The organism is Sphingobacterium sp. E70 (assembly GCF_019285695.1).
Classification (GTDB): Bacteria; Bacteroidota; Bacteroidia; order Sphingobacteriales; family Sphingobacteriaceae; genus Sphingobacterium; species Sphingobacterium detergens.
The window spans coordinates 1131172-1156034 of sequence record NZ_CP079104.1; the positions used below are offsets into that span (position 1 = coordinate 1131172).

A 24863-nucleotide genomic window follows, 5' to 3' on the forward strand; every position below is an offset into this window, starting at 1 on the left:
GACCAATATGACCGGAAGTTCTCGCGCCTTTGTACCACGTGACTCGGGCAACTTTTATTGAAACAGCTACAGCACAATCTTTCTATTGGTGCCGAAATGCTCTATATTGCCATGTTTGACGAAGTCGATGAAGGTACGGCCATATTCAAAACTCTGCATCAAAAAGATGTTCCGCTCAATGGAGAAGGTTCATTTGTCGGAATTGAAGATAATTTACCCAATGATCATTATCTTTGGTTAACGGGACAAGCTGGCAAATACCTGAAGACTAAAACCGAAGCCCCCGTTACGCAACCAAAAAGAAACTAAAAGATGAATATAAAATTTATAAGCAGTACACTCCTGGTACTCGTATGCTTTACCCAAAGTCAGGCACAACAACAGAAAAACAATGCCACAGCTGCTAGTCAACGGCAACAAAAGATAGATCAATTCTGGACCGACCGAGCGCAGATTAAACCCCTGGAAAAACTTTCTGTTGCTCCACTAAGCCTTGTGTATACGCGTCCGGCGAAGGTCTGGGAGGAAGCCTTGCCCCTGGGTAACGGACAGCTTGGCGCCATGGTCTTTGGGGAGTTGCCGATGAGCGTATCCAATTTAACGAAAGTACATTATGGGCTGGTGCGCCACAGGATCCCAATAACCCAAAAGGAAAACCTACCTTCCACGTATCCAACAATTGCTCTTTGAAGGAAAAAACAAGGAAGCCGTCGAACTGGCTGATAGCACGCTGATGGGCATTCCAAAAGGATTAAGCCCTATCAATCGCTAGGTGAATTGTGGCTCGATATGCCGCATCTCCACGTTGAACACTATCAACGTTCCTTGGACCTGGAGACCGCCATACAGCAGAGCAGTTACCAACATAAGGGCATAAAATACACGCGTGAATCCTTTATTTCGGCACCGGCCAATGCTATGGTCATTCAGTATAGTGCCAACAAAAAGCAGGCACTGGACCTGAACTTCAGCTGGAAGCGTGCCCAGGATTTCACTTGTCTTACAGATCCAAAAGATCCCAGCCAATTGCTGCTTCAAGGCCAGATCGGACAGTCAGTCAGCGAAGGCGAGAAGGGTACCAAATTTTCCGCTATTGCAAAAGTTTTTCTTAAAGGTGGTAAGCTGACCAACACGGCTGGCCGGATAACAATTACAGGTGCCGATGAGATCATGCTGCTGATTACCGCAGCTACAGATTATCCGGGTTTAAAGCAGATCAGTTATCCTGCAAAACAAGTTGGCATAGATCCGCTGGTAAGCTGTCGTGAGACAATGCACGCATTGGCAAAATCGGATTATCAACAGTTAAAGCAAGCACATATTGCGGATTACCAGCATTTTTTCAAACGTGTACAGTTGGATCTCGCCGATGCGGAGCAGCAAAAATGGAAGCAGGTTCCCACGGATTCACTGATTAAGCTTACACGTGGACAACAGCAGATTCCAAGCGCACTGATCAGCAAGTTTTTCCAGTTTGGCCGCTACCTGTTGATCAGCAGCTCGCGCCCAGGGCATATGCCGGCAAACCTGCAAGGTCTATGGGCCTGGCAGATGGACCCGCCCTGGAATGCCGATTTTCATACCAACATCAATTTGCAGATGAATTATTGGCCTGCGGAACTAACCAATCTGTCCGAATTGCATCAGCCCCTCTTTGACCTCACTTCGGCCCTGATTCCCTTTGGTGAACGCACAGCACGTACCATTTATGGGGCCCGGGGCTGGGTAGTGCACCACCTTACTGATGCCTGGGGCTATACCGCTCCGGCGGATGGCGTACAGGGGATTTGGCCTATGGGCTCGGCATGGCTAGCGCAACATCCCTGGGAGCACTATAGCTATACCGGCGACCGTCAGTTTCTGAAAGAACAGGCTTATCCCATTATGAAAGTTGCCGCCCGCTTTATATTGGATTTCATGATACAGATTCCTTCTGATAAACCGTTTGCGGGATACTGGACAACCAATCCTTCCCATTCTCCCGAAAACAGTTTTATCTTACCTTCAGGTGAGGTTTCCAGTTTTACATATGGTGCTACGATGGATACGCAGATTATCCGCGATCTGCTACAAAACTATATTGAAGCGTCGACCTTGCTAGACAACGATCCAGACTTTAGGCAAGAATGCCAGGCCGCCCTACAAAAACTGATCCCTACACAGATCAGCAAAGAGACGGGACGGATTATGGAATGGATCGAAGATTATCAGGAAACGGAAGTGAATCACAGACATACCTCACATCTTTTGGACTACATCCGAGCAATCAGATCTCCATTGCCAATACACCCGATCTAGCCGAAGCAGCAAAGAAGACTCTGCTGAGCCGGGGTGATCATGGCACCGGCTGGAGCCTGGCCTGGAAAATCAATATGTGGAACCGCCTGCATGACGGTGAACATTCCTACAAGTTGCTTTACAATCTTATCAGTGAAAAGACCTTACCCAATTTATTTGACAATCATCCACCTTTTCAGATTGACGGCAATTTTGGTGCTACAGCTGCCATCGCCGAAATGCTCCTACAGAGTCAGGTACGCGATAAAAACAACAACTATTTAATCGAATTGTTACCCGCTTTAAGCAAACATATAAATAAAGGCAGTATCACTGGATTGAAAGCCCGCGGCAATATCAGTGTCAATATCCAGTGGAGCAATGGTGTACTTGAAAATGCCGAACTTATCCCAAGCAAAAATGGACCGATCTGTATCAGTTATGCCGGTAAGCAGATCCAAGTGGAAGGAATCAAAGGAAAATCTATCCAAATTACATCCCAGATGTTTTAGCTTGAGCAAGCTTTATATGCAACAAAAATAAGCTAAGGAAATGACTTAACGAAAAAGGTCCTTTGATCAATTGACCAAAGGACCTTTTATTAAGCAACAGCGCTATCAGTAATATAATAGCCATAAACCAGCAGCGTATCGGCTACCGACAAACAAAAAGAGCGATTTTAATTTGCCCAGTTTTTGTTCGCTTTGTCGCCCAAAATGAACTCAAGTGTACCGCCCTTTAGGATATCTGCATGCTTTAGCTCTGTGCTATTCAATGGTTTTCCATTTAGCGTAGCTGATTGGATATACTTATTTTTTGCTGAAGCGTTTTTTCCGATAATCACAAAAGATTTTCCATTTGGCAGGCTTAGCGTTGTTTTCCGGAAAAATGGTGACCCAATGCTATAGGATGCCAGTCCCGGTGTAACGGGATAAAAACCCATCTGCGAAAAGACCACAAAGGCCGACATACCACCGCCATCTTCATCTCCCGGTACCCCCATCAGGTCATTTCTAAACCACTCGCCGATCAGTTTATGGATGCGTTTTTGTGTCATCCAGGGTTGTCCAGCGTAATTATAGAGGTACGGAATATGGAGGGCGGGCTCATTGGCCATCGAAAACTGACCAACATTTCCTGTATGATCTGGCAGTTGCGCATAAAAATCAAATTTGGAACGTCCTAATGGCTGTTGAAACATTTCATCCAAATATTGGACAAACAGCTGGTTGCCACCCATCAAATTAATCAGATCCGGGATATTGTGCTGTACATCCCAACGGTAGATCCAGGCATTATTTTCACCATAATACTCCCGGGCTCCCTGTCCTCCGGCGAAAACATAGTCAAAAGGCATGATAAAATTACCTTTTTCATCTTTGGGGTGGAAAAATTTAGTCTGTTCGTTGAACAGATTTCGGTAATTGAAAGACTGCTTCATAAATAGCTCATAATCCGCTTTTATACCCAATTCGTTCGCCAGTTGCGCAAGACACCACAGGTCATAAGAAGTACCGAGGGTAACTGCTACCGGCTGACGTCTCTCGAAACCATGTACCTCGGGATAAATCTCTTTTTCACCTGGGTGCAAAGCCGGGATATATCCCTTTTCTTTAAAAAAGTCATCCATTTTTCCCGCCGGCTTATCCGACCATGGTGCTAAGTTTTTTCCGTGATCGCTCCTTTTGCGGCGAGATACGCTTTCTGTATATCAAAACCACGAATTCCCTTGCGATAGGCATCCAGCAAAGTTGCTACACCGTGGTTGGAGTTCATCCTTCTACTATCCCCGGTGATTTCCGGAAAAGTTGGTAACCAGGGCTTGTCCATCTGCTCCGACATCCGCACAAAAGAATTGAGAATATCCGACTCCGCAGCTGGGTCCAGCAAAACGCGTAAAGGATGATGCGCGCGGTACGAATCCCAGATCCAATCGTCCGTAAAAAATGGTTTACCTTCGTCCGAATGCACCTTGCCATCAAATGCGCTAAAATAACGACCACCTTCGGAAATATTAACCGGACGCTCATAAGTGCGGTACAAAGAGGTATAAAAGACATTTTTATCCGATTCACTCTCACCTTCGACAGCGATCTTTCCAAGTGCTTGATTCCAGATTTTACGGCCATTTTCCGCTAATTTCTCTTGATCAAAATCAGCAATCTCCCGGTTTAGATTAACCTTAGCCTGTGCGGCATCGATAAAGGAAACACCGTACTTCATCTTTAAACCGGCCCCTGCCTTATCAAATTGCAAGATCAGACAGGCATTTCTGCCTTTTGCACCTGTACCTTTTTCCAGCTGTTTTCCTGGAGCTTACTCACCACACTCGGCTTGATCTCAGGAACGGCATAGATATATACACGTGTGCCGTTACCAATTTCCTGACTGCCCGAAAGGGCTTGTCCATCCCAATTCAATTCCCCGTCACGCGAATTGAATTGCAGGTATTTTGCCGCTGCGCCTGGAAAAGTAAACGTGTACATACCCGACTGATGCGACAGCGCATAATCTACTTTAATATCTTCCTGGTCTAACACAACAGCATAGCGATAAGGCTTAATCTCTTCCTGATCATAACTGTACAACTGCACAGGTTTAAGCTCCTTGGGCAACTGTAGCATTGGACTCAGATTAAAAGCTGACGATCCACGGTGGCTTGTAACAATAAGTGGAAGACCATAGAGACGGTCCGAGGTAAAATCCCCTCTTTCGGGATAGACCCGCAAGATACTGTTCGGCAGGTGAACAGTCGGATAAGTGGGCACCAATAAATGACTGATATTACCCATATATGGATTCACATAATCCACAAAGTCTTTCGGCTTTTGGGATTGGGAAAAACCTTTTAGCAAAAAGATAGACAAAAAAGAGAAACAACAGACTGTCCGTAGAAAGGTTTTATGTTTCAGATTGATATTCTTGTTTAGCATTCTAAATTATTAAGTGATTAATGGTTTAAGGGCAAAACATTTGTTTCGCCCTTAAAGTTAATTTTTTTGACCACATTTATTGTCTTAGCTTACATTATTTGGGCCCTGTTAAAAGTCCGGTCTGCTTTACTTTTTTAATGCTTCCATCAGCATTATACTCCAGGCGGTCTACGCAGATCGAACGCAGCCAATCATTGAACTCGCCGTTTTTTTGTGAAAGTTCACTATTATGATAAAAGGCATACCATTTGCCTTTAAACTTAACGATCGAGCCATGGTTAGTATAGCTGTTTGTCGGCTCCATATAAATCCCCATCGATTTCCAAGGTCCCAGCGGACTATCGCCAATCGCATAGCGCATGCGGTTGTCACCTTTGACACCATCTTTCTGGTTATCATCGTGGTTATCGGAATAGGAAAGATAATATTTCCCCTTATACTTATGTACCCAGGAAGCTTCATGGAAGTCTTCCAGTCCTTCCATCTTTGCAGCTGACCATCCACTTCCATCATGTTATCTTTGAGCTTGCCCGCTTTGCACACACCGCCCCCACCTTGATAGAAATATGCCTGACCGTCGTCATCAATGAATACATGTGGATCAATTAAGGCATCTGCTCCGGTCACATACCCCTGGACGACAAAATCTTTTGCGGGCGACTTGCTGGTGGCAACCCCAATCTTCCAGGTTTTGTTCCATTCGGTACCACTGGGATGCGGGAAATAAAAATAGTAGGTCCCATTGCGAAAAACACAGTCCGGAGCCCACATAAACCCGCCCTCTTTCCTACCCCAAGGTACTTGCGACGCACGTAATATTTCGCCATGGTCGGTCCAGGTCTTCATATCGGCAGTTGAAAAAACATGGTATTGATCCATCAGATCACAACCCTGCGGCGGAGCAATATCATGGGATGCATAGACATACAGGCGACCATCGGCCCATACCCGTGCCGAGGGATCCGCGGTATACATATGTTTGATAAAAGGATTCTCCTGCGCCTTCAGGTGCGCGGTAAAAAGTAATGAAATGCCCAATAGGCAGCTGGAACCGGCTTTGATTAATTTATTCATCTTCATATTATTTTGTTCACTAATTGTTTTATCATGAAATCATTCCTGCTGAAACAGCCTGTTCAATAGCAATTTTGATCGGCTATCCGCGTTGATCTCTTACCAAATAAACGCTCCTCCTCATGGAGGAACTTTACCTGGATATCGCAGCGATGATCATCAGCTGCTATTAAGGGACCTTGATCACTTCGATCTCCGAGTAGTTAAATTTCTCGTACGTGTCACGAACTTTTGCCCCCATTCTGACATAATAGGTGTATCCCGATTTAAGTGTCAGGCCGTTGATGGTATATGTTTCCTTACCTTCTCCAGTCTGCATATCGCCGATCTCGGACCAGTTTTTATTGATCAATGTCCGGTATTCATCTTTGTAATAAGCATCAATCCGATTTCCCGCGCCACAGTAAGGTGTCAAACTCAGGAATGGGCGTACTTCGATGACCTGCGGCAACCCAGCCGTAACCGGAGCCGTCAGTGAGCAGGATACATCAATTTATTTTCAGCTTTCAAGGTCCATTTCACATTTTTAATCTGTAAGTAAGGTGTCACCTCAAAATTCTGTTCGGCAGAGGCCCCCAATTGAAAGCCTTCGATTTTTTCAGCAGGCCAAAAGGCTCCACCATAGGGCTGCAGCGTGTAGGTAGCCTGAAAAAGTTTGCTGTTGCTGTATGAGCCATCTTGCCTGACAGCAAGATCCTGTGGCGCTGGATTGTCGCTCCAGCTGGTTTCCAGCAGGCGGATACTAAATTCACCCTGCCCCGTCAATAAAGGTTTCTTGGTCACCTTATCGATCACCTGACCCTGCATGCTAGCATTGGGGCCATCGTAGTTATCTGTTTTTGCACAGGCATTTAAAAAAATAGGCCTGCCAAAGCTGTATATAAAAATAACGTTCTCATTGTCGTTCATTTAATAAATAGGGTTCTGCGGATATAGATTGGGATTTTTATTCAATTCCCCGCCCGGAATAGGTTCATAATACCATTTTTTCTCAAAGTTGAAGGTTTTGTTCCAAGGCTCCTTTTCACGGATAAAGATAAAGGAGTTGATGCGTTCACCATTGGGTGCATACTTCAGTTCATCCAGTACAAGGTAAGGCATGAGTGAATTGGGCACAAAGTTGTTAAGCTCCACATCGGCGATACGCCACCTACGGATATCCCACCAATGGTGATTTTCAAAACAAAGTTCACGCTCACGTTCCTCACGGATAAATTGTAGATTACCGTCCAGAGGATATCCATATTTGCCCGATAGGTTAGCCGCAGCACTATTGTAGCGATAAGGCTTTGCTCCGGCACGGTCCCGAATTTGGGTGATATACTGAAAAGCTTCCTGTTTGAGTGTTTCATCGTTTTTGATCAGACCTAGTTCGTAGGCAGCTTCGGCCTTGTTCAGCATGATTTCAGCCAGCCGGAATATTTTCCAGGGCTGCGTACTGTTGTATAGCTTAACATCCTTGGTTGACATTTTATAATTGATGTATTTACGAATATAAAAGCCTGTGCGGGTGTTGTTGGCATGCCCATCTTTCCACATACCGTGCTCACCCGTGATATTGATCTTAGTACCGTTGTAATCGTACAGGCTATTTTTGGGCCGGCAAGGATCCGGTTTGACTCGCTGTTGATCGCTGCGGTTCCCGAGCCCATCTGTGCATCGGCGGCCTTTCCCGGAAAAGTTTTATAGAGTCCACGCTGGATGTCAAAAGCACGGCGCTCGGCCCCTCGCGCAATTCCATTCCCGAAAAGTAAAAAGTAGCCCGCTGCCGTGGTTCGAGCTCCGAATAAAGTTGTTTCCTGTCAGAGTAACGAATGGGTTTACCGGTCGCATCCGTGATGGGCAGCTCGCCAAAGAGTTCCACCATATTCAATACGGGGTATGCCGCAGACTCATTGTCACTCGAAAAAGTCGGATTGGGTAAATGCGTGGCATCATAGCTGTGCTTAAGTCGATTGTTGTGCGGTGCTGTGAGGCTGTATTCTTTGATAAGAATATCTTCGGGACTATCCAGATCCAAAAATAGATTAACATAGTTGAGTTCCTTGTCCTGAGCATTCTTATTGTACAAGCTATAAGGTCCGGTCAGCACAAGTGTTGCCGCGTCGTAGGCCTGTTTAAAAAACCATTCGGCTTCTTCCTTTTTGATACCGACCAGTTCCTTTTCTGTCGCATCTCCGGCCAGATTGCTATACCCACTGTATTTGGCAATACTGCCGGCATAGAGCATCGCGCGGGAACATAATGCCGCCGCAACATACTTGTTGGCTCGCCCCCGTTCACTCGTTGCGGCCATCAGTGTCATTGCCTGCTGTAAATCTTGATAAATAAAACGGTATACCTCCGATTCCTTGCTTCTTTTTACCTGCAACTGTTCTTTATCGCCTGTAGGATCCTGTACCTCGGTGATAATCGGTATCCCACCGTATCGCTTGACTAAGGCAAAGTAATAGAAAGCTCGCAGAAAATAGGCTTCGCCCAAAATTTGCTTATACCCAGGCTCCGTATAATTCGTTTTATATTTGGGCAGACCGGCGATCAAGGTATTAACATTCCGTATACGGTCGTAAGGCCAGTATCCAAAGCCCTGAGCGCCCGCTACGCCCCAAAATTGCCCCGTCATCTCGCCGCTCATAGCAGCCAGTGTTTCGGAATTCTGCCAATAGTTATCCCATCTAAATCCACGTTCCGGATGATAGACAAAGTCTTCTATGGGTAAGTAGCTATACATTCCGGCCACGTATTTACGTGCACCAGCCTCATTTCCAAAAAGAGCATCCTCGCCCAGTACCCCAAGCGGATCCAGGTCCATTTTTTACAGGATTGCATCCCCGAACACAGGAAAAGGCCAATGATTGCCATCGTGATTGATTTTTTCATGTTTTGTACGTTTTGAAATTAAAATTTAATGGATGCGCCCAGGTTATACGTTTTATTGATCGGGTATTTGTACACGTCAATGTCTCCAGATGATGAGCCGCCAGCAGATCCGGGATGCTCAGGATCGGTATATTTCAACCCTGTCCAGGTTAGCAAATTATACGCACTGGCATAGATCCTGAGGTTCTTGATTTTAAGTATTTTGAGCCACTCCTTGGGTACGGAATACCCGAATTCCAATGTTTTCAACCGCAGGTACGATGCATTTTGTACCGCACGGGTTCCTTCGGCCATCGCTGAGCCTGTCGATGGGTAGTATCCCGGGATCCACTGTGTACTTGGGTTAAAAAGATCTGTTCCGGCTGTTGCTGGACGCCAACGATCCAAAAATTGCGTCAATGCGCCACCGTCAAACTGGAGCGGTCCGGCCAGCACCTCGCTATATTGGACGTATACTTTCGCGGCCCCTGAAAGTTCATCGCCAGGTCAAAACCGCGCCATGAGCCGCCAATACTTAGCCCATAATTGATCAAAGGCATATTGTAAGTTGCAATGGGATGGTTATCCGCATCATTGATCAGCCCATCACCATTCCAGTCCTGATAATAGTAATCACCAGGGAGTGTACCACTGCTGACCATAGTCGGGTGACTATAGATCTGTTCATAGGACCCAAATTGGCCTGCATATTCTTTCCCCCACCAGATGTCTTTATAACGGTTGGAATTACGATTGCGCCAGTTATCGTATGAATTTCCGGCCTTGGATTCGACACGGTCCACAAACTGATTTTTGTTGATGAAACCTGTGCATTCACAAAATACTGGAAATCATTTATTTTATTGCGATGGGTCAAGGATAGTTCGTAACCAAAGGTCCGATCGCTTTCCAAATTTTCCTGCGGAAGATTTGCTCCTACTGTCCCCGGAATAAGATCCAGGCTCGTCGCCAATAATCCCGTACGACTACGGTTAAAATAATCAAATATTATCCCCAGTTTTCCGTTCCAGAGATCAAGATCCAAGCCCAGATCAGCTGTTTTGGAAGTATACCAAGTTAAGTTTGGATTGGGGATCGCGGTCGGCAATGCACCATTGACAAGATTGCCGCCAAAAATCCAACCTGTTTCATTGGGTTCTAGTGCGTACCCCACGATAGTCGATGGATAATTTCCTGCCGAACGGTCATCCCCAGCTTACCATAGGAAGCCCTGATTTTTAAGTTGTTGATAAATTTATAGTTGTCTTTAATAAAAGACTCCTCACTGATCCGCCAGCCTAAGGAAGCGGCAGGAAAAAATCCCCAGCGGGATTCTTTCGGAAACTTAGAGGACCCGTCGTAGCGAAAGCTGAATTCCGCTAGGTATTTGCCCGAGTAATCGTAATTGAATTTGCCCACAAGTCCCCTTGCGGTACGCTCTCCAATCCCTTCCATATTGGCCAATTGGTTTTTGTCTTCCCCGGCAAAAAGGTATTCGGAATTGACCATAATCTCCCGTTGTGCGTAGAAGCTATCCCACTTATTATATTCTTCAACAAATAAAAGTAAGCCGGATACCTGATGCTTATCCGCAAAGCGGCGGTTATAATTCAGGGAAAACTGCATTAAGGAATGTGTGTCCGGATAGGCACTTCGACGTACTGTTGTAGGCGCATTCTTTTCATGTGCATTATACTTTTCGGGTGTAATGATCTGGCCATTCCCATCGTAGACCGGTGGTGTATAGCTATAGAGGAAGTACGACTTTTTATAATCCGTATGATCACTGTATTTAAAATCGTAGTTATAGGTTGCCTTAGCATTCAATCCCTCCACAAAAGGTACTTTATAGTCGAGCGCAATAATACCATTGAACTGCTTCCGCAGAAATTTGCGGTACCCCGTCTGTTTCGAGTCCGTCACAACAACGGGATTTTCATTGTCTATCATCTCAAAATTGGGATAGAGCGGGTTATCGTTGACGTAAATGGGCACGATTGGACGCTGACGCCAGGCCTGCTTATAGACCGCCCAGATATCCGTGCGCGGCTGGTTTGTTGCATCTGCATAGCCACCGAGATCGAGCGAAGCCCGGAGGCGGTCGGTAATCTGCGCATCAATATTTGATCTAAAATTCCAGCGGTTGTAATTCAGGCTTTTACTTTTGTAGGCTCCCATCTGATCCATATGTCCCAAGTTGAAAAAGTAGTTCACTTTCTTACCACCACCATTGATGGACAAATTGTGCTGATACTGGGGCGATACTTTATCAAAAGCGGCATCGACATAATTGGATGTCTTTTTGCACCGCTGCGGTATGCTTCGAAGTCCGTTTCGCCAAAGATATTGGGCATCTTAACCGGATAATTGCTATTAAAATCACGGCCTATCTGTTCGTTTTTAAGCTGCATATAAGCCAGTGCATCCACTGTATTGGGGACATATAAAAACGTCTGCCAACCGCGATTGTAAGAATAATTTATTTCGAAGTTTCCATCTGCACTGCTCCCCTTCGGGTGGTAACCAGGAGCACCCCATTTGCCGAACGTACCCCATATACCGCCGCCGAAGCATCTTTGAGCACCGATACACTTTCGATCTCATTGGCATCCATACGGGATAGGTAGTCTTTGTCACGGGGAATACCATCCACCACTATGAGTGGTTCGCCCATGCCACGGATATCGATATTCGATTCAAAGGATCCGGGCTGACTCGATTGTTGGCTGATACGTACGCCCGGAAGCTTTCCGGCAAGCATATTAACCACATTTTCATTTTTGGTGACCGCAATTTCCTTATTATTGACCGAAGAAATAGCCCCGGTCAATGAGGCTTTCTTTTGCGTACCATAGCCCACCACTACGACTTCTTCCAAGCTGGTATTGTCTTCGTTGAGCAGTACATCCATGAGCCGTTGTTGTCCGACGATCATTTCAGTTTTCTGATAGCCCACATACGTGATCTGCAGTCTATCGCCAGGCATGGCATTTATTGTAAAGCGGCCTTTACTATCTGAAGAAGTTGTCTGTCCCGTCCTGAGATCGGTAATTGAGGCACCAGCAATAGGTTTGTCATTGCGGGCTTGCACTTTACCTTCTATCTGTTGTTGCTGCGCAAGCGTAGCAAGCGGCGCCAGCAACAGCAGCGAGGACAAAGCCCATTGTCGGGGATACTTACCGAGTTTATGCCACGGCAATGGGATTTCATTAAAAATGAAGTTTGTTTTCATAAATTGTTTTAAATTGGTTATTAAATGCTATACAGGTTTATTCGACGTAATGGGCATGCCTATCTCAAGCTGTCCATAGCCATTATTCCTGTAAGAAGAATGCAGAGTTTTTTTCGCTTTCATTGGATTGGTTATTAAGTATGAAAACGAATATATTGGAACAGGGTATAACAGATGATTAACAGAATATTAATAAAGCTCACAAACGCTCATTAACAACTGTATATCAACACATTAAAATATTAATATTTTTTATTCCAGGCTATCCTTGAAGCTCTTTGGGTAAGCCTCACCATATAATCGCTGATAGACCTGGCAAAATTTTCATAACACTGCAGTGCCAAGCTGTGGTATCAAGCTGCAACAAGGAACGGCATTTATAAACCATTGCCTCGGCATTTATCTCGTCAAAATAGAATATTTTATTACAGATCTCGATGATCAATTCAGCGTTTTCGGTGACCAGAAGACTTTCAATAAAATTGCCGAGGGTCGTCAACACTTGGATGGACATCTCACTTTTGAAATGGTCGAGCCATTCGTAGTCCACTTCGAAGAGGAAACCGCCTTTATCAATAATATGCAGCAGCTCTCGAATTTCTGCTTCGGTAAAACTTTTCCTATTTGATACCAGTCGATTGAAACGTAGGTAGTCTATATATATTTTATCGACTGTTTCAATGCACCAATAACCACTCTTTTTGGTTACCTTAAAATCCCCAGCTGTTCCAGCAAGCTATTGAGCTTGGCAATATTTACGGATCTATTGTTTCGTGCGCTTGACTGTGTTTTGTCAGACCAAAAGAGTTCAGTCAATTTTTCAGAACTGATCCCTCTTTCCCAGCGTACGGTATAGATAATGAAGATAAGCAGCAGCTCTTTCAATAGTGGTGAAAACTTTTTGGTAATCTCCTTTCCATGTCCATCTACAATCTGTATGTCGCCGCCGAAAAGATAAATGCCAGCCGTATGTTGTGGCATTGTGTCTGCAGTGAATACCTTCACCTTGTGTTGTTGATCACGATCTAGTTCCTGTTGCTGGATTGCCTGTTCCTGCTGCCCTTGAACAGCTTTCGGAGAATCTACAGCCTTATCGACAGTTATTTGCGGAGCGGACAGTCTTGCCCTTGCTCGTTTTTTTGATAAAGCCACCATCCGATCAGCAGGACAATAACGAGCAAGCCAGCATACAAAATATAGCGTAATGTCAATGGATTTACCACAGTATTCATCCCCTGCTCTGCTGCCAAAGGTGGGCCCATCAAGGTATAAATAGATGCTTTTGTCAGATCGGTTTTATCATCATAGAATAACGTAATGGCAACAAAGGATTTCGACTTTGGTGCATAATAGAGATCAGCGAAAGAACGAATATCATGAAAATCAAAAGGAATCGGGTTTCCCAAAATTGGGTTTCAGTTCCCCTTAACTTACCTTCTACCAATTGGAGCTGGCTTTTGAATTTATTATTGGGAAAAATCAATCCATAAAAGGTCTTTCGGTTATCATCAATAACCAAACTGTTTGCCCAAACCATTTCGGCAAACTGCGCTGAAAACTCATGGATTTTAAAGGCTTTCCTCCGTTGAAAATCAAGTCTTAAAAATCTGTAGACACACGTGGACTCAACATCTGGTCACCCGTAGAACTGCCATAACCTCCGGCGAGATACACCCCGTCTTTGCCCTGTCCCATTCCAGCCAGGTAATGAGGAAAGATCTCATCACCAGTAAAGGGATACTATCCCAGGACTGACTGGGAATATGGTAGCGTAACACACTCGATTTATAGGTAAAATGACCGTAGCCGCCAATCATATAAATACTGGTATCCGAGCGACTGAAGTATTTATTGAACAACCAATAGTGTGTCCCCACAGCAGGGAAATCAAATTGTTTTGTCCAGGTACGGGCGATTGAATCGTATACCGAAACAATCTTCTGGTCGATGGAAATATTGAGAACTTTTTTCTGTAGGGGATCAAATAAAGACTGGCTGCCATTGACAAGCAAGAGCTTTCCATTATCATATTCCTGCGTACGCAAGTCAGTTCCACCAATTTTACCGATCACAATACGTTTGTTGCCAACAAAAACAAGGTTTCTTCAGTTTGGTCGAAGGCCACGCTTGCCTGTCCTTCAAGCGTAAATGTAGACTGCAATTTCCATTCGCTGCGTTGTTGTTTGATCCAAATGGGATTAACGGTTTCCGCCTTACTCTTACGCAGCAGATCCGAACTCTTGTTTCCCACAACTTCATCCAATGGCCAATGGAATTTCAAACGGCCGTTATCTTCGATTTTAATATCTTTCAGTCGCATGGGCGGCACATCCATGGTCTGAAAATTTTTGATGGCATTTGCCCCGAATATAAGTTTGAATCGTGTGCCTAAATTTTTGTTCAAGTTGTAACTATACCGTTTTCCAGCACACACAAAATAGACTTGCCTTCTGTCTGCATCGAGTTCCAGACGCATTGGCGTCCAATGGTAATACAGTTGGGTAGGCGGAATATTAAAAGATACTGGTGTAAAATCCTCCCCTACCACCAGCTTGAAATGTTTGTCCTGATCAGGGCGCCGGTCGTACATCAGGTCAATATTGACACCATCCTCCGTGATAAGCCGAAAGATATAACCAAAATAATCCTGTTGAAAGGGGAGAAAAGACAGGTCAAAAGCGATAGAGAGTTTATGCTCAAAAGACAGTGACTCCCGAGCGCCGATCAGTAGGCTCGTACGTTTGTCAGCTTCTTTATTGTGGCTAGCAAATTCCAATCCATACTGTGCCATTCCAATCCTGCAGATCAGCAAAAACAAAAACACAGCAAAAAACGATTCGATAATCCCTTCACAATTTAGATTTAGCCTGATCTCAAAAATATAAAATTTTAGATAGAAACAGAACATTTATCCAACTATTAACAGCTCGTCAAAACAACCTATTTTTCGCTACCAACAACGACATATGATGGTTACCTCTGTTGCTTCCTTTCGGGTAAAAATATCGCTACGGACCGGAGTAGAATTGGGATGTTAAGGGATAATACCTATATTCGGCAAGCATTCATCCAATGGGCTACAATAGCGCATAAACCAACAATCAATATGAAAACACCAACCTGCTGGATCCGATCAACACTGATTATTTTACTGGCAACATGCTTTTACCTAAACAGTATAGCTTCACAAGTCCCCAAGGTCGTTTATCTTTCCGACTATGGTATCCTTCCTAACACCGGGACCAACAGCTCCGCAGCAATCAATAAAGTCCTTCAGACCATTCTCGGGAAGACCGATAGAAAACAAAGCCTTGTGTTAAAATTCAGAAAGGGACGCTACGACTTTTATCCTGAGGGAGCTTTGTCAAGGACATACTATATTTCCAACCACGATCAGGACAATCCCAAGACAGTAGGGATTGCATTTGAACACTGTAACAACCTCACAGTCGATGGCCAAGGTTCCGATTTTATTTACCATGGTCGAATGTTACCGATTGCCTTAATCGAAAATAAAAACCTGACACTCAAAAATATACACATCGATTTTGAACGTCCGCAGATCTGCCAGGTCCAGATCCTGAAGAATGACACAATCAATGGTACGATCGTTTACAAAACAGCTCCCTGGGTGACCTATACCATCAAAGACAGTGTATTTTACAATACCGGCGAAGGTTGGGCCATGCGCCCAACATCCGGAATCGCCTTTGAGGAAAAAACCAAACGCATTGTTTACAATACCAGCGATATTGGGGTAGGAACAAAAAAAGTAACCGAGCTTTCGCCGGGTGTTATCCAAGCTGAGCAATGGAAAAATCCAAAGCTTATTCCGGGCACCGTCGTGGCTATGCGTTCGTGGCATCGTCCCAGCCCCGGTGTTTTTGTCCATAAAGGAAAAGATATTCGACTTGAAAATATCAGCGTGCATTATGCGGAAGGCATGGGCTTATTGGCCCAACTCACCGAAAACATCAGCCTCGACAGATTTCAAGTGGCACTACGCGGCGATCAAGATCCCCGGTATTTTACCGCGCAGGCCGATGCGACCCATTTTTCAGGCTGTAAAGGCGTTATCGTCTCCAAAAATGGGCTGTATGAAAATATGATGGACGACGCAATCAACATCCATGGTACTTACCTGAAAATCACCAAGCGTCTGGATGATAAAACACTGGTCGGCCGTTATATGCACGACCAATCCTACGGATTCGATTGGGGCAATGCTGGTGATACCGTCCAATTTATCCAGTCAGGTACCATGGAACTTTGGGGTCAGAAAAACCAGATTCAGTCCATTCAGATCTTGCGGGATAAAGCCGATGATCCGATCCGTGAATTTAAGATCACGTTTAAACAGGCCCTTGATCCTGTAATAGACCCAGCGACAACAGCGATGGGTATTGAAAATCTAAGCTGGACGCCACGTGTAGTTTTCAGTGGCAATACCATTCGTCACAATCGTGCACGTGGTGCATTGTTCAGCACGCCGAGAAAAACACTTGTCGAACGAAACCTCTTTGACCATACTTCCGGTACCGCGATCCTGCTCTGTGGCGACGCCAATGGCTGGTATGAAACCGGCAGCTGTCATGACATTGTGATTAGACACAATACATTTATCAATGCCCTGACCAATATGTTCCAGTTTACCAATGCTATTATCTCAATCTATCCTGAAATTCCGGACCTTAAAAATCAACGGAAGTATTTTCATAGCGGTATTATCATTGAAGACAATCTCTTTGAGACCTTTGATAAGCCCATACTTTATGCGAAGTCTGTTGATGGTCTTGTTTTTCGCGGCAATCGAATCAAGACAAATACAGCTTATCCAGCCTTCCATTGGAACAAAAAAGTGTATTCTTCGAGCGTGTTACGCACAGTGAGATTTCGAACAATACCATTGATGGCAAGAAAAGTGAGTTAACAAATTAGATCAATAGCAAACCATTTGTCTCTATGTTGTCCTTCAAAAACTATAGATTACTGATTTTATCGCTCTTATGCAGCAGCATAGGATCAGGGCCTTTGCCCAGAGTGTCAATCGCAGGCAGGAACGCCAAGCAACCGAACGCCCTAATATTGTGGTATTCTTTGTCGATGACCTGGGTTGGCAGGATATGTCCGAACCATTTTATACCACCAAAACAGCTATTAACGAGAAGTTTCATACGCCACATATCGAATCACTGGCCAAAGATGCCGTCAAGTTTACCAATGCTTATGCCACGCCTGTGTGTACACCTTCACGTGTGAGCTTTCTCACAGGTTTAAATGCTGCACATCACCGGGTCACAAACTGGACAAATCCCAAAGCCAATACACCCACTGATAGTAAGGATGAGCTACTGAATCCACCGGACTGGAATATCAATGGGTTAAGCCCCGTGCCCAATATTCCCCACACGGTCTATGCTACACCATTTCCAAGTATTCTCAAGGCCAACGGCTATTATACGATCCATATCGGTAAAGCCCACTGGGGATCAGCTGGCACTCCGGGTGCCAGTCCGCTCAATCTAGGTTTTATGGTCAACGTAGCGGGCCATTCAGCCGGGCATCCACAAAACTACTATGGGGAGCAAAACTACGGGAATCTGCCAGGCAAAACCAGTTACCAGGCTGTACCTGACCTGATGGAATATCATGGCTCCTCCACCTTTCTGACCGAGGCGTTGACGCAGGAAGCCTTGAAAGCACTTGCCGAACCTATTCGCCGCAAAGAACCCTTTTTCCTTCATTTCTCCAACTATGCTGTCCATGTCCCGATTCAGCCCGATCCGCGCTTTGTACAGCGATACCTTGACCGTGGTCTGGATTCTACCGAAGCCGCCTACGCCTCTTTAGTGGAAGGCTATGACAAAAGTATGGGTGATATTATTCAGTTTTTAAAAGACAAAGGTATATACGATAATACAGTGCTTATCTTTTTGAGTGATAATGGCGGGCTCAGCCTTAGCCCACCACGTTCTGGCGCTGCCCATACTCAAAATCTGCCCCTGAAGGCCGGTAAAGGCTCTCTTTATGAAGGTGGCATCCGTATTCCACTGCTGATTAAACAGGCCAGCGGACATAGCGGAAGCAGTACTTCGACACCGGTCATGGTCGAAGATCTATTTCCGACTATCCTCCAAATGGCAAAAGTAAAAGCGTACCAACTTGTACAGCAAGAACCAGACGGGAAAGATCTGACAAGTCTGCTAACGGGAAAGAACGACGAAAGTTGGAATAGTCGCCCCTTATCTGGAATGTCCCCAATAAATGGACTGTTCCCGATGGTCCAGGTATCAATTTCTTCTCCGCTGTACGCCAAGGTGACTATAAGTTACTTTACGATATGAAACAGGGGAAATTGGAGCTCTATAACCTGCGGGAGGATATCGGTGAACTTAATAACCTTTGCTCCCAAAATGAAAGGGAAAACTAGCGAGCTCAGCAAACTACTGTCTGATCAGCTGCGGACATGGAAAGCCCAGTTGCCGAACTACAAAACTACGGGACAACAGATCCCCTATCCCGATCAGCTCAAATCTGTTGACCAATAGCATTTCTTGTCAACAAAATAGTTTTTAAGTTGGCGTCAACTTTTATACAAAGCCTTTGTGATCTGATCGCAAAGGCTTTTATTTTAAACCTTATAAAACGGATACATCATTACCAGGGATAAAGATACTGGGTAGCCAGAAAAACCCATTACCTCTAGTTAGTCAGCTTCTGTAACCAGCAGAATAGATCTACAGTGAATTTATCTCGAACAACATAAGATACCCATACGGTGGGTGAGCCATACAGAACATAAAAATTGAGCTTTACACAAAAACAATAGATGGCTCGGCTACCTATTTTTGTATTGTAAAACAAGTAAAGATGAAAACAAAGCACAAAGCCAAAGGCGTCTTCCGATTTTTGAAATGGTCAGCCCTAACGCTTGTTGTTCTCATCGGCTTAATCACTAGCTATATGATGCATCCCCAATTTGGCAAGAGACCCTCAGGTGAAAGACTTAAACGTATCCAACAATCGAAGCAATTCAAGGATGGAAAATTTCGCAACAACAGCCCAACACCGCAGCTGACACAAAGCTGGACGGTAGCCTTTTCCGATTACTTTTTCAAAAGATCAGCTGAGACCAGTCCCAAACATAAGATCCCTTCTGTCCCTGTCGATTGGGACAGTCTTTTACCAAATCCAATGGTTTGGTCTGGCTGGGGCACTCCTCCTATCTGTTACGTGCAGACGGGAAAACTATCCTTGTCGATCCAGTACTAAGCGGCAGCATATCGCCCATACCGGGCAGTGGCAAAGCCTTTGCAGGCGCTGATGTAACAACAGCGGATGCGCTTCCAGCGATCGATTACCTATTTATTTCCCATGATCACTACGATCATATGGATTATAAAACACTCAAAACACTGCAACCCCGAGTCGGCAAAATTATCGTTGGACTTGGTGTGGGTGAACATTTGGAATATTGGGGCTACCGCAGCGATCAGATTATCGAAAAAGATTGGTGGGATCAGGTGGATCTAGGAAATGGATTTCATGTAACGATCACACCGGCACGACACTTTTCAGGTCGCAGCATTTGGTCGGCTAATACACTTTGGGCCTCCTATGTCTTAAAGACGCCGAGCCGGAAACTGTACCTAGGTGGAGACAGTGGTTATGACAGCCATTTTAAAGAAATAGGTGATAAACTGGGGCCATTTGATTTGGCGATACTCGAAAATGGACAATATGACCTGAGTTGGAAATACATCCACATGATGCCCGAAGAAGTGGTACAGGCGGCAAAAGATTTACAGGCAGCAAAATTATTACCCGTACACTCCTCCAAATTTGTCCTTGCCAATCATGCCTGGTACGAACCCTTAGAGCGTATTTCCAAAGAAGCATCCATACAACGACAACCCCTACTCACCCCCGCATCGGTGAAGTTGTTGATCTGGATGAGCCCCACAACAGCCCCAACTACTGGTGGAAAACTGATTAAGCAATGGAATTAATTGTCGCCGGCGTTATTCCGAATTTCTCTTTAAAGGAAGCGTAAAAATGAGAGAGGTTTTCAAAACCAAGATCAAGGTAAATATCCACGGGTCTTTTCCGTTTATTCTCAATCAGAAAGTAGGCTTCGGAAAGACGCTTCTCCTGCAGCCATTTCCGGGGTGAGGTGCGGAATATTTTTTCAAAATCACGTTTAAAACTCGCTAGGCTACGACCGGATAATTTGGCAAAATTCTCCAAAGGAACATTATACTTATAATTTTTTAGCATAAATTCCTCCAGGTCAATCTTAAAAGGTTCGGAGAAATCAAATAGCAAATTTTTCAACGAGGGATATCTTTCCAATAGTAAGGTGATCAATTCATATATTTTGATAGTCTCCATTTGTGGGCTGACTCGATCCGAAGCTTCCGCATAGGGTGCCAGCGACTCAAAATAACTTTTGATAAACGCATCACCTTTCAGAAGGATGTTGATATCTGTCGATTGCTTTTTATCCGAAGAGAGCTGATGATCCAACGCATACTTCTTGATCCGGTCGGTGTGGAGCAAGATTGCAATAGACTGATAGGCCGTATTTTTCGATGGGTATTTGAATGCCTTTGCCAATTGATTTCTTCGGGCAACCAGTAGCTGACCTTCCTTTGTCACCAGCTTTCCTTTTTCATGGTCAAAATGTGTTTCACCAGATAGCTGGAACATCACCACATGTTCGGGAATAAACTGTTCATGACCAAAAGCCTTATCTACGTAACAAGAATACAAAAAGGCCTTTCCAAAATCTTTTCTTCGATACTCATAATCATTTTTCTTGATAGGTTGACAACTATTTTTTTGCGGCCAGCCGCTTGCGAATGATGCTGACAAATTCGGGCGAAACACCGAGGTAAGACGCGATATAATATTGCGGTACCCGTTGTGATATCGTGGGATATAAGTCGATAAATTCAAGATAACGTTCAGCCGCAGGTTTGGCCATGGTATGGATTAGCCTATTTTGGAGCACAGCAAGCCGGCGCTGTACCAACATACGAAAGACACGCTCAAACTTGGGTATTGTCTCCAGTAGTTTCTCTTTAGTTTCAGGAGTCAGCATCAAAAATTCACATTCTTCCAATGTTTCCATATACAGGCTCGATGCTGTATGATAATGGAAAGAAGCGATATCACTGATCCACCAATCTTCGACCGCAAAAGCCAAAGTCACCTCAAAACCATTTTCGTCAAGATAATAAATACGTACACAGCCTTTCTGAAGATATCCTTCAAACTGGCAGATTTCCCCCTCTTGCAGAAGCATCGTTTTCTTGGGTTCCTTCCGTATGGTCAACAGATCGGTGAACCGTTCAGTTTCCTCATCTGTCAAGGTTATACACTTTGATACATTTTTGAGGATATTTTCGTATAGCATAGCAATTTGTTAAACCTAATTATTTTCGTGTAAAATATAACCCGCACCATAGATACTTTCAATATGGAGTTTATTATCGAGCTGAAGCAATTTACGGATACGCGAGATAAAAACCTCCAGGCTTTTACCATTAAAGAAATCCGTATTTCCCCAAAATAACAATAAGAGATCCTTCTTGTTGACCAATACGTTTTTATGAAGGATCAGATGACGCAATAATTCCGCTTCGCGAACGGTCAACTTTTGCGCTTTACCCTGCTTATCAGTCAAGCTATGGCGCTCCATATCCAGACACAGCTGACCGATCTGTAGCCTACGTTCGGGCACTATTTCGGGAGTCGAGGCCACAGCCAATAAATTACGGATCTTGAGCAGTATTTCATCCATGTCGAAGGGTTTGGCAATATAGTCAACGGCACCCAACGAGAGTCCCTTTAGACGCGATGCACGCTCCTGCAGGGCTGTCAAAAAGAAAATCGGCTGCCCGGCTCTAAGCTGCAAGATCTCCTGGGCCAAATCGAAACCATTCCCATCTGGTAATTGCACATCGATAATCACCAATTTTGCTGCACACTCTCCAAAAGCTTCCAGTCCCTTTTTCGCGGTACATTCCCATATCACGGTAAATCCCTTGTACCGGAGATAGCGCGAGAAAACCTCGCCCAAATCGGGTTCGTCTTCGATCAAAAGGATATCAATCCTGTTTTTTGCTATTGAAAGACCCATTGTCCATGTAAATATAAAAAATAGTACCACCACTTAGGTTATTTTCGATGCGAATTGTCCATCCCAACCGATCCAAACAAGATTTCACATAGTATAATCCCAATCCGAGTCCTGGCTTGCCCACCGAAGACTTCCACGATAGAATGCCGTAAATAACGCATTCTTGTCCGAAGAGTCAATTCCTCGTCCATTATCCTCAACTTTGAGGCAATACTTTTCAGCTTTCTGTTCCCAGCTCAATCGAATCGTCTTGCACGGATGGTCATTAAATTTGATAGCATTTGAAATCAGATTGTCAAGTATCGAGAAATAATACCCTTCGTCCAGCCGTATGGGCAAATCCTTTTCAAGTGGGATATAATCAATTTCAACCTCCCTTGATAACGAAGACACAATTCATCCAGGATCTCCCTTGTCAATAAGTCTATAGGAGCCTGTATGATTTTAGCCTGCTGCTCTTGTAATGCAACAGATCCCATTACCTGCTCAAAATAATCACGGAGCCGTTTCGCCTGTCGCTCCACAATCCGTCCCAATTGTACCACCTCTTTATTGTCCAGACTAGCGTCCCTATCGATCAAGCTATGTGCACTGACCAGGATTGTTGTCAAAGGAGTATTAAATTCATGCCGCATGTGGTTTAAGAAACTCGTTTTCAGATCGGCCAGCTTACGTTGGTTGACCCAGTTTTTGTATGTTCGAAAACTCAGCAGCACGATAACAGCAATACAGGCCAAGGAAAGCAAAAATACAGGTACCATTTGCCGGATGATCCGCCAGTTCCGGTTCTCATAATCCACATAGAGACTATAGGTAAATCGATAAGGTATGGGCTCCTTATCACTGACCGCCAACTGGAACACCCGATTGTTGAGCGAGGTTTTCCTGAGCGAACCACTGATGGTTCCAGAGCTATCGTCACTGGCACTTTCATAGAAGACCTGCCAGCTATTATCCGCAGCATTGTAAAGTTCCAACTTATCGAAATGGAACAAGTAAATGAGTGCAGGATCGAGCTTTTGTTGCTGTACGATTTGCTTAAAGATGCTGTCCAAAGACTGTTTCGTCCGCATAGTTTTGAGAAATAATTCCATTCGGGTCTCACCATACTGCACTGCATCGGGCGACTTATCCGTCACTTTCTTAAACCAGGTATTCAGGTAAGGCACCAGTTCCGTCTGAAATAAGGCATCTCCTCCAGGAAAGATCTTGTCATCCATAATGGCGGTACCATAGGCATTCTGGACCAAATTGAGCTGGCCGATCTGATAATTCTTATCTTCCAATTGGTAGGTTTTGAAAATCAAAAAGCCGATCAGTACAGTCAGAATTAGGAAGCTGGTACCAAATGCCCAAGGGTATATATTTCTATCGGCGCTGTTCATCTGTTAAAAATAACATCTATTTATCTATTCGGAATAGCTATTAACCTTTTATTAGGCATTCGTTAGGTTTCCGTTAGGCACAGTGTAATCTCTTGCATCGTATCTTTACCAGATAACAAATTAGCAAATTATGTCCAAAATTTCACAGACCTTACTTTACGGCTTATGTTACCTATTGATGAGTAATATCGTATATGCACAGTCAAATTTCTCAAAGAAAGTACTTGAACAGAGCCAGCTTGATTTTGTCAATCTGGGATTCGGCATGTTTATTCATTACGGCATGCCTACCTTTATGGAGCAAGACTGGTCCGATCCAAATGCCCCTTTGGAGCTATTCAAATCGCCGAAACTCAATGCCGACCAATGGGCCAAAGCAGCCAAGTCGGCCAATATGACCTATGGTTGTCTAACGACAAAACATCACAGTGGTTTCCCAATTTGGAACACCAAAACCACGGATTACAATGTGATGAACACCCCATTGCACCGCGATGTTGTCAAGGAATTTACTGACGCCTTCCGTAAAAATGGTCTGCGTGTCATGCTCTATTATTCCATCCTGGACATGCATCAGGGGATACGTCCACATACCATCACCAAAGCCCATATCCAGTTGATCAAAGATCAGCTGACTGAATTGTTAACACAATATGGTGAGATCGATGCTTTGGTAATCGACGGCTGGGATGCTCCTTGGTCACGTATCTCGTATGATGATGTTCCATTTGACGACATTTATTATCTGGTCAAGTCCCTACAGCCCAAGTGTCTATTGATGGATCTCAATTCAGCAAAATATCCTGGGGACGCCTTATTTTACACAGATATCAAATCTTACGAACAGGAGCGGGACAGTTTATCTCCAAAGAACATAATAAGTTACCGGCAATGGCTTGTTTACCGCTGCAACAGAGCTGGTTCTGGAAAACATCTTTTCCTTCGACGCCGGTAAAAGA

33 protein-coding genes and 2 pseudogenes are annotated in these 24863 nt (G+C 44.5%); 11 read left to right on the forward strand and 24 right to left on the reverse strand.

The features are described 5' to 3' along the window. The first annotated feature begins 57 nt into the window (after positions 1–57). From KUH03_RS08235 to KUH03_RS48365, 4 genes and pseudogenes are all read left to right on the forward strand, one after another. Positions 58–309, forward strand: coding sequence for a hypothetical protein (locus KUH03_RS08235; protein WP_257092365.1), 252 nt, complete (start codon positions 58–60; stop codon positions 307–309). A 3-nt stretch (positions 310–312) separates the two neighbouring features. After that, positions 313–690 (forward strand): glycoside hydrolase family 95 protein, encoded by a 378-nt coding sequence (locus tag KUH03_RS08240; RefSeq protein WP_257092366.1) that lies wholly within the window; start codon positions 313–315, stop codon positions 688–690. Positions 691–750: 60 nt separating this feature from the next. After that, a pseudogene (locus tag KUH03_RS08245) lies at positions 751–2462 on the forward strand (glycoside hydrolase N-terminal domain-containing protein); the annotation flags it as partial. Between the two features lie 54 nt (positions 2463–2516). Further along, positions 2517–2789 (forward strand): glycoside hydrolase family 95-like protein, encoded by a 273-nt coding sequence (locus KUH03_RS48365; RefSeq protein WP_373564797.1) that lies wholly within the window; start codon positions 2517–2519, stop codon positions 2787–2789. 167 nt (positions 2790–2956) lie between these two features. Here KUH03_RS48365 and KUH03_RS08255 read toward each other — a convergent pair whose 3' ends face one another. The 15 genes and pseudogenes from KUH03_RS08255 to KUH03_RS08320 all read right to left on the reverse strand — a co-directional run bounded on the left by KUH03_RS08255 (position 2957) and on the right by KUH03_RS08320 (position 12375). Then, the gene (locus KUH03_RS08255; RefSeq protein ID WP_257092370.1) at positions 2957–3907 is read right to left on the reverse strand and encodes a glycoside hydrolase family 92 protein; all 951 of its coding nucleotides are present in this window, start codon (positions 3905–3907) and stop codon (positions 2957–2959) included. Between the two features lie 29 nt (positions 3908–3936). Then, complete coding sequence (locus tag KUH03_RS08260; RefSeq protein ID WP_257092372.1) at positions 3937–4500, reverse strand: glycoside hydrolase family 92 protein; 564 nt, start codon at positions 4498–4500, stop codon at positions 3937–3939. Between the two features lie 35 nt (positions 4501–4535). Further along, entirely contained in the window at positions 4536–5090 is a 555-nt protein-coding gene (locus KUH03_RS08265; RefSeq protein ID WP_257092374.1) for a hypothetical protein, read from the reverse strand. Between the two features lie 214 nt (positions 5091–5304). Continuing rightward, positions 5305–5694, reverse strand: a complete 390-nt coding sequence (locus KUH03_RS48370; protein ID WP_373564798.1) for a family 43 glycosylhydrolase — start codon at positions 5692–5694, stop codon at positions 5305–5307. A gap of 17 nt (positions 5695–5711) precedes the next feature. Continuing rightward, positions 5712–6290 (reverse strand): annotated as a pseudogene (locus KUH03_RS48375) (family 43 glycosylhydrolase); the annotation flags it as partial. A gap of 163 nt (positions 6291–6453) precedes the next feature. Further along, positions 6454–6735, reverse strand: a complete 282-nt coding sequence (locus KUH03_RS08275) for a DUF3823 domain-containing protein (protein WP_257092378.1) — start codon at positions 6733–6735, stop codon at positions 6454–6456. 20 nt (positions 6736–6755) lie between these two features. Continuing rightward, positions 6756–7193: a DUF3823 domain-containing protein gene (locus KUH03_RS08280; protein WP_257092380.1), complete on the reverse strand. Its 438-nt coding sequence runs from the start codon at positions 7191–7193 to the stop codon at positions 6756–6758. Continuing rightward, positions 7194–7823: a RagB/SusD family nutrient uptake outer membrane protein gene (locus tag KUH03_RS08285; protein ID WP_257092383.1), complete on the reverse strand. Its 630-nt coding sequence runs from the start codon at positions 7821–7823 to the stop codon at positions 7194–7196. A 49-nt stretch (positions 7824–7872) separates the two neighbouring features. Then, positions 7873–9096, reverse strand: a complete 1224-nt coding sequence (locus KUH03_RS08290) for a RagB/SusD family nutrient uptake outer membrane protein (RefSeq protein WP_257092385.1) — start codon at positions 9094–9096, stop codon at positions 7873–7875. 86 nt (positions 9097–9182) lie between these two features. Further along, the gene (locus KUH03_RS08295; protein WP_257092387.1) at positions 9183–9599 is read right to left on the reverse strand and encodes a TonB-dependent receptor; all 417 of its coding nucleotides are present in this window, start codon (positions 9597–9599) and stop codon (positions 9183–9185) included. Further along, complete coding sequence (locus KUH03_RS08300; RefSeq protein WP_257092389.1) at positions 9560–9805, reverse strand: hypothetical protein; 246 nt, start codon at positions 9803–9805, stop codon at positions 9560–9562. Before KUH03_RS08300 ends, KUH03_RS08295 begins: the two co-directional genes overlap by 40 nt. Then, positions 9742–10317 carry a TonB-dependent receptor domain-containing protein gene (locus KUH03_RS08305; RefSeq protein WP_257092390.1) on the reverse strand — a complete coding sequence of 192 codons (576 nt, stop codon included), beginning with the start codon at positions 10315–10317 and terminating at the stop codon, positions 9742–9744. Before KUH03_RS08305 ends, KUH03_RS08300 begins: the two co-directional genes overlap by 64 nt. Then, positions 10302–11384 (reverse strand): TonB-dependent receptor, encoded by a 1083-nt coding sequence (locus tag KUH03_RS08310; RefSeq protein ID WP_257092392.1) that lies wholly within the window; start codon positions 11382–11384, stop codon positions 10302–10304. Before KUH03_RS08310 ends, KUH03_RS08305 begins: the two co-directional genes overlap by 16 nt. Continuing rightward, complete coding sequence (locus KUH03_RS08315; protein WP_257092395.1) at positions 11354–11572, reverse strand: hypothetical protein; 219 nt, start codon at positions 11570–11572, stop codon at positions 11354–11356. Before KUH03_RS08315 ends, KUH03_RS08310 begins: the two co-directional genes overlap by 31 nt. Before the next feature lie 50 nt (positions 11573–11622). After that, a complete protein-coding gene (locus KUH03_RS08320) occupies positions 11623–12375 on the reverse strand; it encodes a TonB-dependent receptor plug domain-containing protein (protein WP_257092396.1) in 753 nt (250 codons plus the stop codon). Between the two features lie 337 nt (positions 12376–12712). On the opposite strand from KUH03_RS08320, the gene KUH03_RS08325 reads away from it, so the two are divergent. Continuing rightward, positions 12713–13003 carry a hypothetical protein gene (locus KUH03_RS08325; RefSeq protein WP_257092398.1) on the forward strand — a complete coding sequence of 97 codons (291 nt, stop codon included), beginning with the start codon at positions 12713–12715 and terminating at the stop codon, positions 13001–13003. 77 nt (positions 13004–13080) lie between these two features. Here KUH03_RS08325 and KUH03_RS08330 read toward each other — a convergent pair whose 3' ends face one another. From KUH03_RS08330 to KUH03_RS08345, 4 genes are all read right to left on the reverse strand, one after another. Next, complete coding sequence (locus KUH03_RS08330) at positions 13081–13530, reverse strand: hypothetical protein (protein ID WP_257092400.1); 450 nt, start codon at positions 13528–13530, stop codon at positions 13081–13083. Then, positions 13476–13781 (reverse strand): hypothetical protein, encoded by a 306-nt coding sequence (locus KUH03_RS08335; RefSeq protein WP_257092402.1) that lies wholly within the window; start codon positions 13779–13781, stop codon positions 13476–13478. Before KUH03_RS08335 ends, KUH03_RS08330 begins: the two co-directional genes overlap by 55 nt. Positions 13782–14000: 219 nt before the next feature. Next, positions 14001–14447, reverse strand: coding sequence for a hypothetical protein (locus tag KUH03_RS08340; RefSeq protein ID WP_257092404.1), 447 nt, complete (start codon positions 14445–14447; stop codon positions 14001–14003). After that, on the reverse strand, positions 14444–15166 hold the full coding sequence (locus KUH03_RS08345) for a hypothetical protein (RefSeq protein ID WP_257092406.1): 723 nt from the start codon (positions 15164–15166) through the stop codon (positions 14444–14446). Before KUH03_RS08345 ends, KUH03_RS08340 begins: the two co-directional genes overlap by 4 nt. Before the next feature lie 240 nt (positions 15167–15406). Here KUH03_RS08345 and KUH03_RS08350 point away from each other — a divergent pair, with 240 nt between their 5' ends. From KUH03_RS08350 to KUH03_RS08370, 5 genes are all read left to right on the forward strand, one after another. Continuing rightward, entirely contained in the window at positions 15407–17305 is a 1899-nt protein-coding gene (locus tag KUH03_RS08350) for a hypothetical protein (RefSeq protein ID WP_306429516.1), read from the forward strand. Positions 17306–17381: 76 nt separating this feature from the next. Further along, positions 17382–18719 (forward strand): sulfatase-like hydrolase/transferase, encoded by a 1338-nt coding sequence (locus KUH03_RS08355; RefSeq protein WP_257092407.1) that lies wholly within the window; start codon positions 17382–17384, stop codon positions 18717–18719. A 69-nt stretch (positions 18720–18788) separates the two neighbouring features. Beyond that, on the forward strand, positions 18789–18923 hold the full coding sequence (locus KUH03_RS08360) for a hypothetical protein (RefSeq protein ID WP_257092409.1): 135 nt from the start codon (positions 18789–18791) through the stop codon (positions 18921–18923). A 322-nt stretch (positions 18924–19245) separates the two neighbouring features. Next, positions 19246–19647: a hypothetical protein gene (locus tag KUH03_RS08365; RefSeq protein ID WP_257092411.1), complete on the forward strand. Its 402-nt coding sequence runs from the start codon at positions 19246–19248 to the stop codon at positions 19645–19647. Beyond that, on the forward strand, positions 19575–20384 hold the full coding sequence (locus KUH03_RS08370; protein ID WP_257092413.1) for an MBL fold metallo-hydrolase: 810 nt from the start codon (positions 19575–19577) through the stop codon (positions 20382–20384). The genes KUH03_RS08365 and KUH03_RS08370 overlap by 73 nt, the downstream gene beginning before the upstream one ends. Here the strand turns inward: KUH03_RS08370 and KUH03_RS08375 are convergent. The 5 genes from KUH03_RS08375 to KUH03_RS08395 form a co-directional block, all read right to left on the reverse strand. Then, positions 20368–21147, reverse strand: a complete 780-nt coding sequence (locus KUH03_RS08375; RefSeq protein WP_257092415.1) for an AraC family transcriptional regulator — start codon at positions 21145–21147, stop codon at positions 20368–20370. The two genes, KUH03_RS08370 and KUH03_RS08375, sit on opposite strands and share 17 nt — an antisense overlap. A 61-nt stretch (positions 21148–21208) precedes the next feature. Next, positions 21209–21748, reverse strand: coding sequence for a Crp/Fnr family transcriptional regulator (locus KUH03_RS08380; protein WP_257092417.1), 540 nt, complete (start codon positions 21746–21748; stop codon positions 21209–21211). A gap of 60 nt (positions 21749–21808) precedes the next feature. Continuing rightward, the gene (locus KUH03_RS08385; RefSeq protein ID WP_257092419.1) at positions 21809–22480 is read right to left on the reverse strand and encodes a response regulator transcription factor; all 672 of its coding nucleotides are present in this window, start codon (positions 22478–22480) and stop codon (positions 21809–21811) included. A 123-nt stretch (positions 22481–22603) separates the two neighbouring features. Then, on the reverse strand, positions 22604–22912 hold the full coding sequence (locus tag KUH03_RS08390) for a sensor histidine kinase KdpD (RefSeq protein WP_257092421.1): 309 nt from the start codon (positions 22910–22912) through the stop codon (positions 22604–22606). Next, complete coding sequence (locus KUH03_RS08395) at positions 22807–23904, reverse strand: histidine kinase dimerization/phospho-acceptor domain-containing protein (protein WP_257092423.1); 1098 nt, start codon at positions 23902–23904, stop codon at positions 22807–22809. The genes KUH03_RS08390 and KUH03_RS08395 overlap by 106 nt, the downstream gene beginning before the upstream one ends. Before the next feature lie 130 nt (positions 23905–24034). Here KUH03_RS08395 and KUH03_RS08400 point away from each other — a divergent pair, with 130 nt between their 5' ends. Further along, complete coding sequence (locus tag KUH03_RS08400) at positions 24035–24859, forward strand: alpha-L-fucosidase (RefSeq protein WP_257092425.1); 825 nt, start codon at positions 24035–24037, stop codon at positions 24857–24859. The last annotated feature ends 4 nt before the right edge of the window (positions 24860–24863 follow it).

What these genes read in the sequence shown, in the direction of transcription:
- KUH03_RS08240 (WP_257092366.1), top strand. Translation starts at nt 313, where the DNA reads ATGAATATAAAATTTATAAGCAGTACACTCCTGGTACTCGTATGCTTT.
- KUH03_RS48365 (WP_373564797.1), top strand. Translation starts at nt 2,517, where the DNA reads ATGCTCCTACAGAGTCAGGTACGCGATAAAAACAACAACTATTTAATC.
- KUH03_RS08255 (WP_257092370.1), bottom strand. Translation starts at nt 3,907, where the DNA reads ATGGATGACTTTTTTAAAGAAAAGGGATATATCCCGGCTTTGCACCCA.
- KUH03_RS08260 (WP_257092372.1), bottom strand. Translation starts at nt 4,500, where the DNA reads ATGAAGTACGGTGTTTCCTTTATCGATGCCGCACAGGCTAAGGTTAAT.
- KUH03_RS48370 (WP_373564798.1), bottom strand. Translation starts at nt 5,694, where the DNA reads ATGGAAGGACTGGAAGACTTCCATGAAGCTTCCTGGGTACATAAGTAT.
- KUH03_RS08280 (WP_257092380.1), bottom strand. Translation starts at nt 7,193, where the DNA reads ATGAACGACAATGAGAACGTTATTTTTATATACAGCTTTGGCAGGCCT.
- KUH03_RS08285 (WP_257092383.1), bottom strand. Translation starts at nt 7,823, where the DNA reads ATGTGGAAAGATGGGCATGCCAACAACACCCGCACAGGCTTTTATATT.
- KUH03_RS08290 (WP_257092385.1), bottom strand. Translation starts at nt 9,096, where the DNA reads ATGGACCTGGATCCGCTTGGGGTACTGGGCGAGGATGCTCTTTTTGGA.
- KUH03_RS08300 (WP_257092389.1), bottom strand. Translation starts at nt 9,805, where the DNA reads ATGGTCAGCAGTGGTACACTCCCTGGTGATTACTATTATCAGGACTGG.
- KUH03_RS08320 (WP_257092396.1), bottom strand. Translation starts at nt 12,375, where the DNA reads ATGAAAACAAACTTCATTTTTAATGAAATCCCATTGCCGTGGCATAAA.
- KUH03_RS08330 (WP_257092400.1), bottom strand. Translation starts at nt 13,530, where the DNA reads ATGGTGGCTTTATCAAAAAAACGAGCAAGGGCAAGACTGTCCGCTCCG.
- KUH03_RS08345 (WP_257092406.1), bottom strand. Translation starts at nt 15,166, where the DNA reads ATGGCACAGTATGGATTGGAATTTGCTAGCCACAATAAAGAAGCTGAC.
- KUH03_RS08350 (WP_306429516.1), top strand. Translation starts at nt 15,407, where the DNA reads ATGTTAAGGGATAATACCTATATTCGGCAAGCATTCATCCAATGGGCT.
- KUH03_RS08355 (WP_257092407.1), top strand. Translation starts at nt 17,382, where the DNA reads ATGCAGCAGCATAGGATCAGGGCCTTTGCCCAGAGTGTCAATCGCAGG.
- KUH03_RS08360 (WP_257092409.1), top strand. Translation starts at nt 18,789, where the DNA reads ATGAAAGGGAAAACTAGCGAGCTCAGCAAACTACTGTCTGATCAGCTG.
- KUH03_RS08365 (WP_257092411.1), top strand. Translation starts at nt 19,246, where the DNA reads ATGAAAACAAAGCACAAAGCCAAAGGCGTCTTCCGATTTTTGAAATGG.
- KUH03_RS08395 (WP_257092423.1), bottom strand. Translation starts at nt 23,904, where the DNA reads ATGAACAGCGCCGATAGAAATATATACCCTTGGGCATTTGGTACCAGC.
- KUH03_RS08400 (WP_257092425.1), top strand. Translation starts at nt 24,035, where the DNA reads ATGTCCAAAATTTCACAGACCTTACTTTACGGCTTATGTTACCTATTG.